14 protein-coding genes are annotated in these 19,234 nt (G+C 40.1%); all 14 read left to right on the top strand.

Annotated features, from left to right (window positions below; all coding sequences use genetic code 11):
* Window positions 1–3 precede the first annotated feature (3 nt).
* A complete protein-coding gene (locus F0232_RS12320) occupies window positions 4–1,041 on the top strand; it encodes a hypothetical protein (RefSeq protein WP_171750804.1) in 1,038 nt (345 codons plus the stop codon).
* Entirely contained in the window at window positions 1,034–2,287 is a 1,254-nt protein-coding gene (locus F0232_RS12325) for a polysaccharide biosynthesis C-terminal domain-containing protein (RefSeq protein ID WP_171750805.1), read from the top strand. Before F0232_RS12320 ends, F0232_RS12325 begins: the two co-directional genes overlap by 8 nt.
* Window positions 2,274–3,863 carry a hypothetical protein gene (locus F0232_RS12330; RefSeq protein ID WP_171750806.1) on the top strand — a complete coding sequence of 530 codons (1,590 nt, stop codon included), beginning with the start codon at window positions 2,274–2,276 and terminating at the stop codon, window positions 3,861–3,863. Before F0232_RS12325 ends, F0232_RS12330 begins: the two co-directional genes overlap by 14 nt.
* A 1,161-nt stretch (window positions 3,864–5,024) precedes the next feature.
* Window positions 5,025–5,972 (top strand): hypothetical protein, encoded by a 948-nt coding sequence (locus F0232_RS12335; RefSeq protein ID WP_171750807.1) that lies wholly within the window; start codon window positions 5,025–5,027, stop codon window positions 5,970–5,972.
* A gap of 4 nt (window positions 5,973–5,976) precedes the next feature.
* A complete protein-coding gene (locus tag F0232_RS12340; protein ID WP_171750808.1) occupies window positions 5,977–6,873 on the top strand; it encodes a glycosyltransferase in 897 nt (298 codons plus the stop codon).
* A gap of 8 nt (window positions 6,874–6,881) precedes the next feature.
* Window positions 6,882–9,023 (top strand): bi-domain-containing oxidoreductase, encoded by a 2,142-nt coding sequence (locus F0232_RS12345; protein WP_171750809.1) that lies wholly within the window; start codon window positions 6,882–6,884, stop codon window positions 9,021–9,023.
* Between the two features lie 14 nt (window positions 9,024–9,037).
* Window positions 9,038–10,852 (top strand): heparinase II/III-family protein, encoded by a 1,815-nt coding sequence (locus F0232_RS12350; protein WP_171750810.1) that lies wholly within the window; start codon window positions 9,038–9,040, stop codon window positions 10,850–10,852.
* Window positions 10,849–12,108, top strand: coding sequence for a glycosyltransferase family 4 protein (locus F0232_RS12355; RefSeq protein WP_171750811.1), 1,260 nt, complete (start codon window positions 10,849–10,851; stop codon window positions 12,106–12,108). Before F0232_RS12350 ends, F0232_RS12355 begins: the two co-directional genes overlap by 4 nt.
* Entirely contained in the window at window positions 12,092–12,703 is a 612-nt protein-coding gene (locus F0232_RS12360) for a sugar transferase (RefSeq protein WP_171750812.1), read from the top strand. The genes F0232_RS12355 and F0232_RS12360 overlap by 17 nt, the downstream gene beginning before the upstream one ends.
* Window positions 12,700–13,326 carry an acetyltransferase gene (locus F0232_RS12365; protein ID WP_171750813.1) on the top strand — a complete coding sequence of 209 codons (627 nt, stop codon included), beginning with the start codon at window positions 12,700–12,702 and terminating at the stop codon, window positions 13,324–13,326. Before F0232_RS12360 ends, F0232_RS12365 begins: the two co-directional genes overlap by 4 nt.
* 25 nt (window positions 13,327–13,351) lie before the next feature.
* Window positions 13,352–14,527, top strand: a complete 1,176-nt coding sequence (locus tag F0232_RS12370; protein ID WP_171750814.1) for a DegT/DnrJ/EryC1/StrS family aminotransferase — start codon at window positions 13,352–13,354, stop codon at window positions 14,525–14,527.
* Window positions 14,528–14,873: 346 nt separating this feature from the next.
* Window positions 14,874–16,811 carry a nucleoside-diphosphate sugar epimerase/dehydratase gene (locus F0232_RS12375; protein WP_171750815.1) on the top strand — a complete coding sequence of 646 codons (1,938 nt, stop codon included), beginning with the start codon at window positions 14,874–14,876 and terminating at the stop codon, window positions 16,809–16,811.
* A 130-nt stretch (window positions 16,812–16,941) separates the two neighbouring features.
* Window positions 16,942–17,124, top strand: coding sequence for a hypothetical protein (locus F0232_RS12380; protein WP_061033186.1), 183 nt, complete (start codon window positions 16,942–16,944; stop codon window positions 17,122–17,124).
* A 226-nt stretch (window positions 17,125–17,350) separates the two neighbouring features.
* Window positions 17,351–18,883, top strand: a complete 1,533-nt coding sequence (gene gpmM / locus F0232_RS12385) for a 2,3-bisphosphoglycerate-independent phosphoglycerate mutase (protein ID WP_105057795.1) — start codon at window positions 17,351–17,353, stop codon at window positions 18,881–18,883.
* Window positions 18,884–19,234 lie beyond the last annotated feature (351 nt).

Consider the following 19,234-nt stretch of genomic DNA (forward strand, 5'->3'; position numbering starts at 1 on the left):
GATGTGGCTAATGTTTTTTACATTTTTTCAAATGGACAATTCCTTGGTGAAGAACTTGTATACAAGGTGGATCAAGAATGTTCGGTAAGATACTTTGATTATTCAAAGTATTCAAATAGGTATATTGCGACACTTTATCTCATCCTTAGAATAATACTATTTTTTATTACTGGATTAAGTAGTAAAAAGATTATCCACATCCACTATCCAACAAGGATTATATATAAATTAATTCCTTTATTTTCATTATTTTCAAATAAGTTATTGATCACATACTGGGGTAGTGATTTTTACAAAAACAAAGACTTAGTGAATCATTTTTTTTCCTCGATCAATAATCATGTGGATGTGATTACGTTTACTAATGAAAATACGAGTAGTGAGTTTGTTAGATTATTTGAATATGTTGGAAAAATAAAGATAACAAGGTTTGGTCTTAGTCCTATTGATTATATAGACACATATGAATCTGAAAAAGTACAATCACAGGTAATAAAGGACATAATTTCAAAGAGAAAAACAAAGAAATCAGTAATGGTTGGAACTAATGTTTCCCATAATCAGCAACTGGAAAAGCTAATACCAATTATTAACAATTATAGAAATAGAGAAAAGTTTTTTTTTGTATTTTGCTTTAACTATGGAGATTTAAAGCTTGCTAATAAGATGAAGAATGATATTGGTGATGATATTGACTGTATCATAATCGAAGAAAAGCTATCAGGTTATGACCTTGCTGGATTGAGGAGCAATACGGATATCTTGATTCAAGTTCAAATAACAGATCAACTTTCAGGAGCTATGCAAGAGACTCTTTATGCAGGGGGGCGTGTTGTAACAGGTAGTTGGCTACCTTACAGCGTATTGCTGGATCGTGGAGTGCATCTCTACCTTGTCGATAAGGTTGACACAGAAATCACTAATATACTCGATTCAATGGGGACAAATAACATATATTTGCAACAAAACAAGTCAGGAATATCAAACCTTAGCTCATGGAATAGCTGTTTAGATATGTGGTTGGATTTGTATAATGGCTAATTTTATTTATAGAATATTTAACGCTGATGGCCATTTTTTTATTCTTGCAAGTTTAATAAATAAGTTTTCTTCATTTGCGATAGCGATTGTATTATCTAGATATTTGTCGGTTGAAGGGTACTCGTTTATAACTTTGTTAATGTCTTATGTAGCTTTAGGTGCACCGATACTATCCTTGGGAGCAAATCAGGCAATATTACGAAACGCTACGTTGATAGAGGGAAATAGTGAGAAGTCTTATTATATAATTGAAAAACTAAAATACTTAAGTTTTTTTTATCTATTTGCTTTTGCTTTTGCTTTTTACTTATTTAAAAATGACAATCAAGAGAACATGGTTATATTTTTGATGGTCATATACGTTATCGTGAGCTCTGTTGTAAACTTTTTACTTGCTGTGATTCGTGTTATGAATGGTAATAAATTGTACTCAAAGTTAGTTTCTTTGACCACATTATTAACCCTAATGATACTATTTTCTCTGGTCGATGGGTTTCAAGTACTTGCATATCCACTTTCTTTGTTATTAATCCAACTTGCTCTTTTATTTTATTTGTTTTTAAAAATTATTCCTTATTTTAAGCTTATAGTGAAGGATGCAAAGTCAAGACCAAAGATTCATAGAGATAACAAAAAATTCTTTATGTATGGTGGCTCTATAGTACTTGCTAACTTTGCATCTCAGTTTTCACTGAATATTGATATATTAATGCTTGAGTATTTTAACTTCACTGAAGTTCTAGCTATTTATAGAAATGCATCAGTATTGATTGTGAGTATACTATTTATTCCTGCAATATTGATAGGCAATCAATATTTAGAGATTGTAAAAGTAAGTGGAGATAGAAATAAGCTAAAAACATTTTATTTAGACTATGCTAAATTATCTGGTCCGATATCGATACTAATCGTAGTAGGAGTATACTTATTAGGTGATCATTTTATTAGGTTTTCATTTGGTGAAAAATATATCGATAGCTCTAGCGTTTTAATTATTCTTTCCCTTTCTTTAATACCTAATTTTTTATTGAGGACACCTATAGGGAATATATTATCAGCAATGGGTAGAAGTAATTTGAATGTAATATTGTCGTTTGTTTGTGTGGCTATCAATATCTTTCTAAATTATTATCTTGTTCCCATTTATGGATTATTTGGTGCTGCTTGGTCAACAGTGATAGCTATGTATATATCTTCTATATTTTATTTAATAGCATTAAGAAGCATAATTAATGAAAAAAATTAATGTAGACTTCAAAACTATATCAAATCTGTTTTTTGAAGGTGAGACTAAACAAGCAATTGTTAAGATTTATGGCTATATAACTAACTTTAATGATATTTTACCGACAATGTCCAGCACAGAAGTTGTTGGGGGTATTTCTAAGTTGGTGTCAGAAGGAAAGTGTTTATTTGAGGCTTTTGATGGTGAGTTTGTCATACTGGTGCAGTCAAAATTAAACGGAAGTTATTATGTATGTCCCAATTATTATAGCAGTTACCCAATTTATTACTATGAAAGCGGAACTCACGTATGTATTTCTAGTTCAATAAAGTACATTTATGACTTAGTGAAGAATGAAGAAACGATTGATATAGATGCTTTAAAAATGCTTATGTCATACGGATTCCTTTTGGGTGATACAACTCCAGTTACGGGTATAAAGAAACTGATACCTGGTCATGACTTAACTCTCGATAGTGAATGTAACTTAAATTTCCGAAAATTTAGAAATTTTCTACGTACTGAAGAAGCTATAGATGCAGTTGAAGTCTTTGATGAGTTAGATAATCTATTTGATAAAGCTATCCATAAAACATTCGATTTTGCTAATAACTACAGTACTGTAAACTATACAACGTTGAGCGGTGGGCTTGACTCTCGAATGACTTTTCTTGGTTCTCAGGAACTTGGTTTTGATTCTGGTGCTTTGGTTACTTTTGGAGAGTTAGGCTCATTAGATATAAAGATAGCATCGCAAATTGCGAGAGATAATAACAAAACATTAATAGTTAACTCAATTGATGGTGGTGATTATTTATCTGACTCGGAAGTCCCAGTAAAACTGAACGAAGGTACTGCTTTATACAGTGGAGCGGCACATACACTTAACACTCTTAGAAAGTTAAGATTAAAAGATAACACTATAGTGCATACAGGCCAGTTAGGTGACGCTGTTCTGGGTTCTTTCTCTGATATGAGTATTAGGTCTGTATCAGATGAAACGTTGCTTTTAGGGGCATACAATAGAGATTATATTAAGAAGAATTTAGACTGTTTTAGACCTTACTTGGAGCCGTATGAAATTAACGAACAATTTTTGTTTTATAATAGAGCGTTTAATGGGGCGAATAATGGTTTGAATACCATAGGAAGACTATGCTGTTTTTCTTCTCCTTTTATGGATAGAGATTTTTTTGATTTTTGCTTAAAAATACCATCTAAATTGATGCACGGTGAAAAAATATATTTAGATTGGATTAATAAAAAAAGACCTGAATACACAAACTATGTTTGGGAAAAGTGGCGCTTAAAGCCTAAAAGTAAGTACTTTAAGTTAGCAAATTCTAAACCATATAAGTATGGAAAGTATAAGTTATTTGAGGTTGTTCTCAAGCAGGGAATGAATCCTTTCCAGAAATGGAAAAGCAATAATCCAATCTTAGTCGATAAGATGATCAGAAAGATACTAGATTTTGATGACAGAGCTCTGCTTGAAGAAGTATTATCTGACAGTGTTGGTAACTTTATATCTAGAGCCTCGCTAATAAATTTAATTCAAGCGGTTACAGTTGTAGAGGTGTGTAATTTATATGATTAACCCTTTGCTGATAATGTTACTTATCTCGGTTATAATATTATTTAAATCATCAAGAAAATTGGATGGTAAATTTGTCTTTTTGTATTTTTATTCATTTGTATTTCTTTTTGTTGTTTTTTTTATAACGCTCAAAATATCCGACATTTCAGCATTTTCTTATGGTGATGCAACATATTATCATAAGGGGGGGGAATATGTTTACTGGGCTATTTCTTCGGGTAGTTCGTTATATGAAGCTTTGTTTTCCTACACATGGGAACCCAAGTATTGGGGATTCATATATTTAAATTATCTATCTTATGACTTATACCCTGATTCAGTTGCATTTCAGTCGGCTATTCTTAAGGTATTTAACTTTATACTTTGGACGAACTTTTTATTTCATGCAGTAAACAATGTTCGAGGTTTCACCTTAAGTAATAATAAGATGCTATATGCACTTATTTTAACCTCAATTTTTCCAATATTTCTCAACTATAGAGATATGTTGGTATCTGTATCATTTTATTTCTTTTGTTACTTTGTCTTTCTAAAGAGAAATTATATCTTTGTTATTATTTCGATTGTTGTTATGTATTTCTTTAGGAGGGAGATGATTCCATTGATGTTTGTTGGAGTGGGAGTTTCTTATTTTTCTTACTTTATATATGATCGATTTTATAGATTCAGTTTGATTTTATTCTCGGTTGTGTCACTAGCAGTATGTCTTGTTCTTGTTTATTTGATAGGCCATGAACGTTTCTCTCTGGATGCTTTAATTAAACTCCCTCTTTCAATGGTAGGAACTTCTCCTTTCCAGGTAATAGCTCTATACTTGGATGGAGAGTCATATTATCAAGGACGGATATTTAATCATATCTCAGATGTATTGTTCTCCTTTGTATGGACGTATTTATTTTATAGCTACGTTAAATTGCTGGCTAAAAATAAAATTCATGAATTGAATTTTTTACTCCCAGTTTATTTTTCTATTTTTGTTTTTATCTTTAATTTGGTTGCTTATACGCTAATTAATGATGGTTTTCAAGCAAGGCTTAAAGTAAGTATTATGTCATTGTTTGTATTTATGTACCTACCTAAATCTAGGAGTTCCTTGGTGGCTGCGTTGATATCTGTAATCCTTTTCTTTCTTGTCGCGTTTCGTAACTTGAGGTGGGTGTTGTGAGTATCTTTCATATTATTGTACCTAAAGGTATTTCTAAAGCCGTATTTGAGTCTCAAATATTATCTAAATTCTCAGGCTTAGAATGCATATTTTATTCCTTTTCAGGCCTTAAAGAATTAAGTGACGTCAAACTTATTAGCACAACTCCAGTACTAAGTGAAAATGATGTGATTTACTTTCGATCTGTTGTTGATTATGCGAAGTTTAAGTCTAAGTTATCTAATAAACACGGATGCAAGTTAATTTATGACTTTAGAGGCTTGATATCTGAAGAATCTTTCTTAAAAAATAGATCGTTCATAAGAAGATTTATATTAAGATTTTTAGAAAAGTTTGCATATAAAAGCGCTGATGATGTTTGGACTGTGTCCAATAATCTCAAAGAGTATTTAGGAAGTAGATATGGAAAAAGAAATGTTAAGGTTTTTCCTTGTAAAATAAATAAAGATTGGGTTGTTAAAAGACAATTTAAAGATACAAACTCAATTAACTTCATTTATGTAGGGTCAATGAGTGAGTGGCAGTGCTTTGAAAAGGTTTGCTCTGAATATAAAAGGTTAATGAATTCAAATACGACTTTAACCGTTTTAACTAAAGATCTTAGTAAAGCCAATCAAATTCTATCAAAATATGGCCTGTCTGCACTCATTAAATCATGTGATAGAGATGAGGTTTTAGATTACTTAGATCGTGCGCATTTTGGTTTTGTATTAAGGGATAATAACTTGGTTAACTCTACTGCTTCTCCGATAAAAGTTGTTGAGTATGCATCTAGAGGTGTGTTTCCTATAATGACAAATAATGTTGGTGATTACTCTCTCGAGTTAAAAGGCGTAGCCGTAAATATTGAAGATACGTCTTTAGATATCGATTCGTTGGTTAATCACATTAGTCAAGAAAAGTTAGATTTATTATATGATTGGTCTTTAAAATATACGTGGTAGTTCGATGTCAAACTATATGATAATTGGAAAAATCCCTCCTCCTTTGGGAGGCGTGACTGTTTTTGTAGAAAGACTTGCAGATAAATTAAAGCAGTCAGGAGAAAAAGTTAATGTAGTTTCCCCTATCGAAGTTCATCGTGCATTTTGGGGCATGTTTCGTGCTGATCATATTCACATTCATACTATAAGTATCCTATATCTAGGTACTTTTCTGTTATTCCGTTGTTTGAATAAAGTGACAGTTTTTGATCACAATCATAGTCGCCACTTCGAGACTATGCCCAAATTTAAGTTTTTACTTATTAGCTATTTGTTAAGTAGAGTTGGATCTATAAAGGTTGCTAACTCTATACTTGTTGGTAACTACAAAGGTATATCAAAAGACCCAGATGTTTTTTCTCCTTTTTTGCCTCCAGTTTTAGACAAAAGAGCAGGTATTGTTCAATCTTATCCCCAGACAGTCTTAGACCTATTCGACAACACTAGCCCCTTAATTGTTACATCAGCTTGGAAAAACGTACATGAAAGTGGTGAGAGTGTATATGGCCTTGAATCATTTACCCAGGTTGCTGAAATGGCTTACGAACAAGGCTTGAACCTGTCCTTTTTGATAATGTTAGGAATTGAATCAGAAGAAGATGCACAACTTATGCACAAAGCATCTTCTCTTCCAAATTTAGTGGTATTAGTTGGTCAGTATGAATCTTGGCCGATACTTGAGAAAGCTGCATGTTTAGTTAGAAATACGTCTACTGATGGAGACAGTGTGAGCATTAGAGAAGCATTATATTTTAATACGCCAGTACTAGCTTCAGACCGTGCTCCACGCCCTGAAAAAGTAAAGTTATTTTCGAAAGATGACCACCAGCAAATTTTTAAACTTCTAAAAGAAATAATTTAAGGTTAGTTATGAAACAAGTACTTCAAGACATGGCTAAAGGTGGCTCTAATTTAGTGGAAGCTCCTGCACCAAAAGCTTCAGTTGGTAATCTACTAATTGATACCAGCATTTCATTGATTTCTGCAGGCACAGAACGCATGCTGGTTGATTTTGGTAAAGCAAGTCTACTGGATAAAGCGCGTCAACAACCTGACAAAGTAAAAATGGTATTGGAAAAGGTGCAAACAGATGGCTTAATGACAACATTGGAAGCAGTGCAGTCTAAGTTGGCACAACCATTACCTTTGGGTTATTGCAACGTTGGTGTCGTTAACGCTTTTGGTAAGGGTGTTCAGGGCTTTAAAGAAGGTGATCGCGTTGTATCTAATGGTCCTCATGCTGATGTTGTTCGTGTACCAAAAAACTTATGTGCGCTTATTCCTGACAACGTATCCGATGAAGAAGCGTCATTCACTGTTTTAGCTAGTATTGGCTTACAAGGTATCCGTTTAGCAGAGCCTACGCTGGGTGAAGCGTTTGTCGTGACCGGTGTTGGTTTAATCGGCTTAATGACTGTTCAATTACTCCGTGCTCAAGGTTGTCGTGTACTAGCCATCGATTATGACGATGCGAAACTAGAATTGGCTAAGCAGTTTGGCGCCCAAGTTTGTAACCCTGGCAAAGGTGAAGACCCTGTCGCTGCGGGTATGGCTTTTAGTCGCGGCAAGGGTGTTGATGGTGTAATTATCACGGCGTCAACGAAATCTAATGATCCAGTAACACAAGCGGCACGAATGAGCCGTAAACGTGGGCGTATTATTCTTGTTGGTGTTACTGGGCTAGAGCTTAATCGCGCAGACTTCTATGAGAAAGAACTGACATTCCAAGTGTCTTGTTCTTATGGTCCTGGTCGCTACGATGCAGACTATGAAGACAATGGTAATGACTATCCATACGCTTTTGTTCGTTGGACTGAGCAGCGTAACTTTGAAGCTATCTTAGATATGATGTCTTCGGGTCAAGTGGATGTTAAGCCTCTCATCACTCACCGATTCAAATTTGAAGACGCAGCTCAAGCATACGAGCTCCTGACGTCTGACAAGTCTGCTCTTGGAATTTTGCTTCAATACCAGAGTGACTCCAGTACTCGGCATGAGAAATCCGTGACGCTTAACAATGAAGCGACGTTCGAGGCATCTAAGCCTGTCGTTGGTTTTGTCGGCGCTGGTAACTATGCGTCTCGAATGCTGATCCCTGCGTTTAAGGCTGGTGGTGCTCAATTACATACTATCGCTACTTCTGGTGGTATTAACGGCGTAACTCATGGTGAAAAAGCAGGTTTTGCTAAAACGACCACAGATACAAGTGCCATGATTTCTGACTCAGAAATTAACACAGTTGCAATCGTTACGCGCCACAACAGCCACGCTCATTTTGTTTCTGAAGCGCTCAATGCTGGTAAAAACGTATTTGTAGAAAAGCCTTTAGCCGTCACGCTAGAAGAGCTTGCGGAAGTGGAAGCGACCTATTATTCGAAAGCATCTACTGCTTCGGCGCCAAAGTTAATGGTTGGCTTTAACCGCCGTTTTTCGCCTCAAGTGCAAAAAATGAAAGAGCTACTGTCGTCAGTCAAAGAGCCTAAGAGCTTTATGATGACGATGAATGCTGGCGCGATCCCGGCGGATCATTGGACGCAAGATAACGAAGTGGGTGGCGGTCGAATCATTGGCGAGGCATGCCACTTCATCGATCTGATGCGATTCTTAGCAGATTCAGAAATTGTTTCCGTACAGTGCCGTCGCATGGGAGATGTTGACGGTGTTGATATTACCGAGGATAAAGCGGCGATTATACTCGGCTTTGCTGATGGCTCATTCGGTACGATTCATTACTTAGCTAACGGAGCAGCGAACTTCCCTAAAGAGCGAGTAGAAGTATTTGCCGCAGGGCGTGTTCTTCAACTTGATAACTTCCGTAAGTTAAAGGCATTCGGCTGGCCAGGCTTCAGCAAAATGAATTTATGGAAGCAAGACAAGGGACAAACCGATTGTGCGGCGGCTTTCCTTAGTGCGATTGAATCTGGTAAAGAGTCTCCGATTCCAGCACGAGAGTTGTTCGAAGTGGCAAGAATCACGATTGAAATCGCAGAGCAGCTACGTAAACAGCGATAAGTTGTAAAAATAAGATGAGTTTTAAATTAAAAGCGCAAACAGCCATCGACTTAGGGCTTTTAAACTTAGCTCGAGTCGCAGGTTATCAACTTGGTGTTCGAAGCGGACTCAACCCAGTTAAGCGCCTTTCACAAGCCCCGATCTCGGGGCTTTTGTTCCGCCCTACTACTTGCTCAAGACAATTGAAATGCATTAAGCCATATAAGCTAGCTCCATTTGGTTGGTTGCCACAATTGCCTATAAAAGAACTCAGATGGGATAACAGCGTACTAACTGAACATCGCTTTTCAGAGATGAGTAAGCCTTGGTTCAACCTATCTGACTTTGATTCAAATGTTGGTGATATCAAAGGTATTTGGGAGGCATCAAGGTTTGATTGGGCTCTGGGGTTAGCGAGAAACTACCTTACAGGTAGAGATGCTGCTTTAGAAGAACTTAACGCTACCGCTAGAAGTTGGATGGATCAGAATGCGCCTTATTTGGGTCCAAACTGGAAGTGCGGGCAAGAAGCCTCAATACGGGTCATGCACTTAGCATTTACCGCTAAACTGCTTAATCAAGTTCATAATTCTGAACCTGCACTTTTGGCATTTATCAAAGCACACCTACAACGAATCGCGCCAACGATCTCTTATGCTGTAGCACAAGATAATAACCACGGTACATCAGAGGCTGCAGCTTTGTTTATTGGTGGTAGTTGGTTGGTCATCAATGGCGATGAAAGTGGAGAGCGTTGGCAAAAGTTGGGGCGCAAGTGGTTAGAGAACAGGGCGAAACATCTTGTCGCTAAAGATGGTACGTTCAGCCAATACTCAGTCAACTACCACAGAGTTATGCTAGATACCTATTCAATGGCAGAGCTTTGGCGTAGAGAGCTAGAACTAAGCCCATTTACTCGAGGATTAACCGAGAAAATAGGTCTTGCGAATCAATGGCTTTACCAGTTAATTGAACCATCAACTGGCGACGCCCCTAACCTTGGCCACAATGATGGTGCTCGCTTATTGCAGCTATCGAGTAGCGATTATCGAGATTTCCGACCATCGGTTCAGTTAGCCGCTGCCATCTTCCTTCAAGCAACAGCTTGGCAAAAGAAAGGTGAGTATGATGAGGCGCTTTCTTTACTAAAGCTTAAAAAGCCAGAGAAAGTCCTATCTAAGCCTACATCGTTTCATTTTCAACACGGCGGCTATATTGGGTTGAGAAATCAAGCAGGTGCATTTGCCTTATTCAATTACCCTAAGTTTCGATTTAGGCCTGCACAAAACGACGCGCTTCACGTTGACCTTTGGTTAGATGGTATCAATCTACTACGCGACGGTGGCACGTTCAGCTACAACGCGGGGCAAGACTACATTGATTACTATGGCGGGACACAAAGCCATAATACCATCCAATTTGACGGACACGAGCAAATGCCAAGGCTTAGCCGCTTTTTGTTAGGGGCTTGGTTGAAAGCAAAGGATGTTAGCTTTGATGAGCATAAGTTAACTGGGCAAGCCGGTTACCGAGACTATTTGGGGTGTGAGCATCAGCGACATATCTCTCTTACTGAAAGCTCTCTTACGGTAAAAGATCAAGTGCAAGGTATTAAAAGCAAAGCGATCCTTCGGTGGCGATTAAGCCCTGATAATTGGGTGGTGCAAGGTCGCAAGGTGACGAATGGCAATCACGAGATCAAAATCGATAGCGACGTAAAGGTTGAACGCTTAGAAATTGTAGAAGGCAGAGAGTCCCGTTATTACTACCAAGAAACTCCTATCCCAGTTCTTGAGGTAGAGATTTCGTCAGATGGCAACATTACAACAGAGTATCAATTTCACTCATGAATATTCTTTATTTTCATCAACATTTCTCGACACCGAAAGGTTCGACTGGAATACGCTCCTATGAAATGGCTAAGCGCTTGATTCATCATGGGCATAATGTCACTATGGTTTGTGGTACTTACGGTGGAGGCGAAACTGGCCTCGATTCTGTGTTTACCGCGGGTAAACGCGAAGGTCTTGTTGATGGTATTCGCATCATAGAATTTGATTTGGCTTATTCAAACTCAGATGGCTTTTTAAAGCGCAGCATGACGTTTGTTAAGTTTGCCTTGAAAAGTATTGGTCTTGCCTTTACTGAAAAATATGATGTACTTTTTGCTACCACAACGCCTCTTACGGCTGGAATTCCGGGTATATTTGCTCGCTGGTTACGTGGCAAGCCATTTGTTTTTGAAGTGCGAGATCTATGGCCAGAATTACCTAAAGAGATGGGGGTAATCAAAAATCCTATCATTCTGGGACTGATGTCTTTCTTAGAGTGGGCATCTTACCGCAGCGCGCATCGTTGTATTGGTTTATCTCCTGGTATTGTGGAAGGCATTAAGAAGCGCGGCATCGATGAAAGCAAAATAACCATGGTGCCTAATGGTTGTGATTTATCTATCTTTAGCCAGCCAAGCGAGCTTTGGCGCCCTAAGGGAGTAAAAGATAACGATCTGATGGCGATCTTTACAGGTACTCATGGAATGGCAAATGGTCTCAACGCTATTTTAGATACGGCTGTTGAGCTCCGAAAACGGGGCCGAGAAGACATTAAGCTAGTTTTAGTTGGGCAAGGTAAATTAAAGCCTGAACTAGAGAAACGAGCGGCAGAGTTAATATTAGATAATGTCGTGTTTCACCCGCCGGTAAATAAAGAAAAACTGTCTGGTTTAATGGCAAGTGCAGACGTAGGTATGCAGCTATTAGCGAATATTCCAGCCTTTTATTACGGGACATCTCCCAACAAGTTTTTTGACTACATATCGGCAGGATTACCAGTTATCAATAATTACCCAGGTTGGTTAGCAGGAATGATTGAGCAAACACAATGTGGATTTTCTGTTCAGCCGGAGGACCCGAAAGCATTTGCTGACGCGTTAGAAAATGCGGCAGACCAAAGGGAAGTTTTAGCTAAAATGGGAACGAATGCCCGTCAGCTTGCTGAAAGTAAGTTTGACCGCTCTCTATTGGCGGATAAATGGGTAGTTTGGGTGACTGGTGTTGATTCAACCGAGGTAACTTCTGCAGAGGTAAACGATGAAAAGACTGTTTGATTTTCTCGCGGCTCTTATTGCACTTATCTTGCTAGCTCCTGTTATCGCCTTGGTTGCTGGGAAAATACGTAAGAACTTAGGAACTCCTGTATTGTTTCGTCAAACTCGGCCTGGGTTGAATGGAAAGCCATTTGAAATGGTGAAGTTTCGCAGTATGAAAGATGCGGTTGATGCCAATGGCAATCCGCTACCAGATGACGAGCGTATGACACCATTTGGTGACAAGTTACGTTCAAGTAGCCTAGATGAGTTACCAGGCCTCTGGAACGTTTTGAAGGGTGATATGAGTTTAGTCGGCCCTCGCCCTTTATTGGCGCAATATCTCCCTCTTTATAACAAAGAGCAAGCTCGTCGCCATGATGTTCGTCCTGGGGTAACGGGATGGGCGCAAATTAACGGGCGTAATGCAATCAGTTGGGAAGAAAAGTTCGAATTAGACGTTTGGTATGTCGGTAACCGAACCCTTTGGCTAGATATTAAAATTCTTTTCTTAACGGTAAAAAAAGTCTTCGTTAAAGAGGGCATATCAGCAGATGGACACGTCACCATAGAACCTTTTACGGGTTCACAGCATCAAGGTAATAACCAATCATGAAAAGCTGCGCCATTTTAGGTGCCAGTGGGCATGGAAAAGTAATCGCCGAGATAGCCGAACTTAACGGCTATCAGAATATTGTATTTTTTGACGACCGTTGGCCAAGCTTAAAAGCCGTTGAACATTGGTCTGTGTCTGGTGATACAAGTACGCTTCTTTCTAACGTGAAAGAGTATGACCTGACTGTTGTCGCTATTGGTCACAATGCGACTCGCTGTTCCAAACAGCGTGAATTGACTTCTGCGGGAGCGAACTTTGGTGTACTTACTCACCCCAAAGCCGTAATAAGTAAGTACGCTAATATTGGCATCGGTTCGGTTGTTATGGCGAATGCGGTCGTTAACCCTTTTTGTCATATTGGCGTGAGCTGTATTATTAATACTGGCTCTACTGTTGACCATGATTGCAAGCTCGATGAAGGCGTCCACATTAGCCCTGGTGTTAACTTGGCTGGCGGCGTTGAAGTTGGCAAAAACACTTGGATAGGAATCGGAAGCCAAGTGAAACAACTTGTTGTTATTGGATGTGATGCCGTCGTTGGTGCAGGTTCAACGGTTATCAAGAGTGTTCCAAATTTTAAAACCGTCGTGGGCTCTCCGGCTCATGAGCTTATCAAATCATAAAAATTAAAACTGATTAGGTGACATCGTGCTTAATACATCATTTTCTCCATGGCCTTCGTTTACTCAAGAAGAAGCGGACGCCGTAAGTAAGGTTGTACTTTCAAATAAAGTTAACTATTGGACGGGTCAAGAAGGTCGTGAATTTGAAAAAGAGTTTGCGGCTTGGGTTGGCTGTGAATACGCAGTAGCTCTGGGTAACGGTACGCTAGCGTTAGATGTTGCATTAAAGGCATTTGGGGTTGGTCAGGGTGATGAAGTGATCACCACATCTCGTACTTTCTTAGCATCGGCTTCGTCAATTGTAACGGCCGGTGCGACGCCTGTTTTTGCGGATGTGGATCTGAACAGTCAAAACATTACCGCTGAATCGATACAAGCGGTACTTACACCAAAAACTAAAGTCGTGATTGTTGTTCACCTAGCGGGCATGCCAGCCGAGATGGATGCGATTATGGCGCTCTCTGAAAAGCATGGTTTCAAGGTTATTGAAGATTGTGCTCAAGCGCATGGTGCGAAATACAAAGGTCGCAGTGTCGGTACTATTGGTCATATTGGTGCTTGGTCTTTTTGCCAAGACAAGATCATGACAACAGGCGGTGAAGGTGGCATGGTAACCACGAACGACAAAGATTTATGGTCGTTTATGTGGTCTTATAAGGATCATGGTAAAAGCTTTGATGCTATTTATAACCGCAAGCACCCACCAGGCTTTCGTTGGCTTCATGAAAGCTTTGGTACCAACTGGCGCATGACAGAAATGCAAGCGGTTATTGGCCGTATCCAAATTCAACGCATGACTGAATGGACGAAAAATCGTCAAGCAAATGCAGCAGTGATTGAAGCGGCGATTGCTGATCTTCCAATTGTTCGCTGTGTGGATATTCCTGAATACATTGAACATGCGGAATATAAGCATTATATGTTTATTCGCCCTGAGCATCTAAAATCAGGTTGGACTCGCGATAAAATTGTTGATGCGATTGTTGAGCAAGGTGTGCCTGCATACCAAGGCAGTTGTTCTGAGGTTTATCTGGAAAAAGCATTTGATGGCACAAGCTTCAGGCCAGAAATACCATTAAAGAACGCAGTTGAGTTAGGTGAAACCAGCTTAATGTTTTTAGTGCACCCAACCTTAACGCAGGATGAGATCGACAAAACGGCGGAAGTGCTGCGTGCTGTTTTACTTGAAGCACAAGCTTAATCACTCTCACCAGTAAAAAGAGCTTTTTCTTTCAGCATCTTTGCTCTCAATATTACTGGCTTACTGGCTTACTGGCTTACTGGCTTACTGGCTTACTGGCTTACTGGCTGAATGTTCAATATATGAGGTGTCAGTTAGCTTAAGCTCGTTTTTAAGCTTCCACCAACCCCCAACAGTTGAAAGTTGTCGAACTGTTGGGGCTTTTCAATTAATAATAAATTAAAGCGCGAATTAAATATTCGGGTTATCTTTTGCAAGTTCTCTTTGCGAATTTAAATAATGTTCAACACATCCCACTCATGCAGTCTTTGTGGTTTATTAAATACTCATAAATAAGAATAACTTTATGCAACGTCTAAACTTCATATGGCACCTTTCTCGTTTTAAAAAACGGATTATCAGTGTTTCTATTGATGCTTTACTCATTATATTTGCTCTGCACATTGCGCTGTGGACAAGGCTAGGCGATTTCCAATTTTTGAATGATGGCGATAATTTATTACTGACAGGCTTAACAGTAATAATGACGGTGCTTATATTTACTAAATTAGGGCTTTATCGCGCAGTACTTAGGTACCTTACCTTTCAAGCGCTGTTTGTGGTAACGGCAGGCGCAATATTGTCGGCAATCTCTTTGGCTCTGTTTGCGTATTATCTGCAAGAACCAGTCCCTCGTACGGTGCCTATTATTTACGGTGCTTATTTAGCTTTGCTATGTGGCGGCTCTCGTTTGGTGGTTCGCAATCTTGTCGCGACGACGTCGAAAGATTCACGTCAAGAAGTATTAATTTATGGTGCGGGCTCAGGCGGTCGACAATTGGCTGTCGCGTTAAGAGCGTCTGAAAACTATCGAGTACGCGCGTTCATTGATGAAGATAAAACGCTCACCAATACGATGATTTTGGGTTTGCCCGTTATTGTATTAGACAAAGCGGAAAGGTTGATTGAGAAGCACGATGTTTCTAAAATCTTGCTCGCGATCCCCAGTGCTTCTCGTGCTCGCCGTAAGCAAGTGTTGGATTTACTAGCGCAGCTGCCCGTTGAGATTCAAACCGTTCCTGAAATGGCCGATATTGTGTCAGGTAAAGCGAAAATTGATGAGCTTACCGATGTTCCTATCGAAGATTTGCTAGGGCGTGATGCGGTTACTCCTCAGCAAGCTCTGATGGAAGCTAACATCAAAGGTAAAGTGGTGATGGTGACCGGTGCTGGCGGCTCTATTGGCTCTGAGTTATGTCGTCAAATTCTCAAACAACAGCCAAAGACACTAGTGCTTTTTGAAGTGTCTGAGTTTGGCTTGTACCAAATTGATCGTGAGCTTTCTCTGGTGAAAGAGGCAGAAGGTTATGGAGTAGAAATCGTTCCGCTGCTAGGTTCAGTGCAGCGACCACATCGATTATTAACCTCAATGCAGTCATTTGGTGTACAAACTGTTTATCATGCAGCCGCTTATAAACACGTTCCACTTGTTGAGTATAACGTGGTCGAGGGTGTGCGTAATAATGTTTATGGTACTTACTATACTGCAAAAGCTGCGATTGAGGCGGGTGTTGAATCCTTTGTGCTTATCTCGACAGATAAAGCAGTACGCCCAACCAACGTGATGGGTACTACCAAGCGTATGGCGGAATTAGGCCTGCAAGCTTTGGCTGAGCAAGAGAATCAAAGAGAGCACGGCACACGTTTTTGTATGGTTCGCTTTGGCAATGTGCTGGGATCGTCTGGTTCGGTCATTCCTCTGTTTAAAAGGCAGATTAAAGCTGGTGGTCCACTCACTGTTACCCACCGCGATATTACTCGTTTCTTTATGACGATCCCTGAAGCCGCACAGCTGGTTATTCAGGCGGGCGCTATGGGTAAAGGCGGTGATGTTTTTGTTCTTGATATGGGTGAATCGGTCAAAATCACAGACCTTGCAGCAAACTTGATCAACCTTTCAGGGCTTTCTGTTAAAAATGAAGAGAACCCTCATGGTGATATTGAGATTAAATTTTCAGGTCTGCGCCCTGGTGAGAAGCTCTATGAAGAGTTGTTGATTGGCGATAACGTATCTCCAACAGCTCATGAGCGAATCATGACAGCACAAGAAGTGTTCTTACCAATTAACGAATATGACACGCTTCTTGAGTCATTGGATTTCGCTTGTCATAACCTACAACATGATACGATTCGCCAGCTTCTTCTAGATGCGCCAACCGGGTTTAAGCCGACAGATGGGGTAGGGGATTTGGTTTGGAATGCCGCTCAGAACAAAGAAGAGCTCCTTCTAGAGCCTAGAGCCTAGAACCGATATTGGGTTCGGTTATTTGAATTATGACCTTCCGTTAGCGTGTTTTTTACACAATTCTTTCGAAGGTGTTCTGTTTATTGTCCATAATTACTGTGAGCTTTGACACAGATATGAGGCAATATTCATGATAATCGATATTTCGTCTAATCAAGAAATTGAAGAAAGTTTGGATCAAATATTGTGGGATGATTTTAGCTTTCAATATGTTACTAACAAAACCATAGTGATAGACCAACCTTTGGTGCGTCACCTGAAGTCAAATGACGATAATGAAGAGCATGAAACTGAGGTTGACCTTCTGCACTAAAGAGCTATCAAATTATTGTTATTCAGCTTTCTGAATCTAGATTGTGGGGATATAAACGCTCATATCCCTACTTTTCTCTCTCCTAAAATGACATTTTTTTTCACATCCGCTCCGCTTACTAGAGACGTTTCTTGATCTTCCACTACAGTTTTGACTGTAAACTGTAGTAAAATTACGCTAATTTGTTTTTATACCGATTTATTTTGAATTGAACGAGGTCAGTCCTATGTCAGCTAAGAAGCCAATGGCTCTAGTGATCCTTGACGGTTACGGTTACCGTGAAGACAACCAAGACAACGCTATCGCGAACGCTAAGACACCAGTATTAGACGGTCTTATTGCTAACCAACCTAACACGCTAATCTCTGCTTCTGGCATGGATGTAGGCCTACCTGATGGCCAAATGGGTAACTCTGAAGTGGGTCACACCAACATCGGTGCTGGTCGTGTGGTATACCAAGATCTTACTCGCATTACTAAGTCAATTGCAGACGGTGAATTCGGTCAAACTGAAGCGCTAGTGAATGCTATCGACAAAGCTGTGAAAGCGGATAAAGCGGTTCACATCATGGGTCTTATGTCACCAGGTGGTGTTCACTCTCATGAAGATCACATCTACGCAGCCGTTGAAATGGCAGCAGAGCGTGGCGCAGAGAAAATCTACCTACACGCATTCCTAGATGGCCGTGACACGCCGCCACGTAGCGCAGAAAACTCTCTACAACGTTTCCAAGATCTGTTCGCTAAACTGGGCAAAGGCCGTGTGGCTTCTTTGGTTGGTCGTTACTACGCAATGGACCGTGACAACAACTGGGAGCGTGTTCAAACTGCTTACGAGCTACTAACTGAAGCAAAAGCAGAGTTCACATTCGATACTGCAGTTGCTGGCCTAGAAGCCGCTTATGCTCGTGATGAAAACGATGAGTTTGTAAAAGCGACTGAGATTAAAGCAGAAGGCGAAGAGTCTGCTGCTATCGTTGACGGCGATGCAGTTATCTTCATGAACTACCGTGCCGACCGTGCTCGTCAAATCACTCGCACATTTGTTGCTGACTTTGATGGTTTTGAGCGTAATGTATTCCCAGCAATCGACTTCGTGATGCTGACTCAATACGCTGCTGATATTCCACTGTTATGTGCATTCCCACCAGCTTCTCTAGAGAACACTTACGGTGAGTGGTTATCTAAGCAAGGTAAAACGCAGCTACGTATTTCAGAAACAGAGAAATACGCGCACGTGACTTTCTTCTTCAATGGCGGTATCGAAGACGAGTTCGAAGGCGAAGAGCGTCAACTTGTTGCTTCTCCAAAAGTAGCTACTTACGACCTACAGCCTGAAATGAGCGCTCCAGAACTAACTGAAAAGCTAGTTGCAGCAATCAAAGGCGGCAAATACGATGCTATCGTTTGTAACTTCCCTAACTGTGACATGGTTGGCCACACTGGCGTTTACGATGCAGCGGTTAAAGCCGTAGAGTCTCTAGACGAGTGTCTTGGTAAAGTGGTTGAAGCAATCAAAGAAGCTGACGGCCAACTGCTTATCACAGCAGACCACGGTAACGCAGAAATGATGGTTAACCCAGAAACGGGCGGCATCCACACTGCACACACTAACCTACCAGTGCCACTTATCTACGTAGGTAACAAAGACGTTGAGTTCAAAGAGGGCGGTAAACTGTCTGATCTTGCACCAACAATGCTTTCTCTAACTGGTACAGAGATCCCTGCTGAAATGTCAGGTGATGTTTTAGTTAAATAACTTTTAACTTTCATCGAATACTAGAACGGCTGCACGCGAGTGTGGCCGTTTTTTTGTATCTGGATTTTGAGGAATAGATGCGGGATACGAGTAAGCGGGATTCGAAGAGCTGAAGGGCAGATTCGGGATACGAGTAAACGAGATACGAAGAGCTTAAGGGCAGATACGGGATACGGGTAAGCGAGATGCGAAGAGCTGAAGGGCAGATTCGGGATGCGAGTAAGCGGGATGCGAAGAGTTGAAGGGCAGATGCGAGATGCGAGTAATCGGGATACGAAGAGCTGAAGGGCAGATTCGGGATGCGAGTAAGCGGGATACGAAGAGCTTTAAGAGCAGATGCGAGATGCGAGT

The organism is Vibrio sp. T3Y01 (assembly GCF_013114525.1).
Taxonomy (GTDB): Bacteria; Pseudomonadota; Gammaproteobacteria; order Enterobacterales; family Vibrionaceae; genus Vibrio; species Vibrio chagasii_B.

Excerpts from the sequence above, each read along its gene's own strand:
- F0232_RS12355 (WP_171750811.1), top strand. The coding sequence starts at position 10,849 with ATGAATATTCTTTATTTTCATCAACATTTCTCGACACCGAAAGGTTCG.
- F0232_RS12340 (WP_171750808.1), top strand. The coding sequence starts at position 5,977 with ATGTCAAACTATATGATAATTGGAAAAATCCCTCCTCCTTTGGGAGGC.
- F0232_RS12345 (WP_171750809.1), top strand. The coding sequence starts at position 6,882 with ATGAAACAAGTACTTCAAGACATGGCTAAAGGTGGCTCTAATTTAGTG.
- F0232_RS12375 (WP_171750815.1), top strand. The coding sequence starts at position 14,874 with ATGCAACGTCTAAACTTCATATGGCACCTTTCTCGTTTTAAAAAACGG.
- F0232_RS12350 (WP_171750810.1), top strand. The coding sequence starts at position 9,038 with ATGAGTTTTAAATTAAAAGCGCAAACAGCCATCGACTTAGGGCTTTTA.
- gpmM (WP_105057795.1), top strand. The coding sequence starts at position 17,351 with ATGTCAGCTAAGAAGCCAATGGCTCTAGTGATCCTTGACGGTTACGGT.
- F0232_RS12360 (WP_171750812.1), top strand. The coding sequence starts at position 12,092 with ATGAAAAGACTGTTTGATTTTCTCGCGGCTCTTATTGCACTTATCTTG.
- F0232_RS12380 (WP_061033186.1), top strand. The coding sequence starts at position 16,942 with ATGATAATCGATATTTCGTCTAATCAAGAAATTGAAGAAAGTTTGGAT.
- F0232_RS12325 (WP_171750805.1), top strand. The coding sequence starts at position 1,034 with ATGGCTAATTTTATTTATAGAATATTTAACGCTGATGGCCATTTTTTT.
- F0232_RS12365 (WP_171750813.1), top strand. The coding sequence starts at position 12,700 with ATGAAAAGCTGCGCCATTTTAGGTGCCAGTGGGCATGGAAAAGTAATC.
- F0232_RS12330 (WP_171750806.1), top strand. The coding sequence starts at position 2,274 with ATGAAAAAAATTAATGTAGACTTCAAAACTATATCAAATCTGTTTTTT.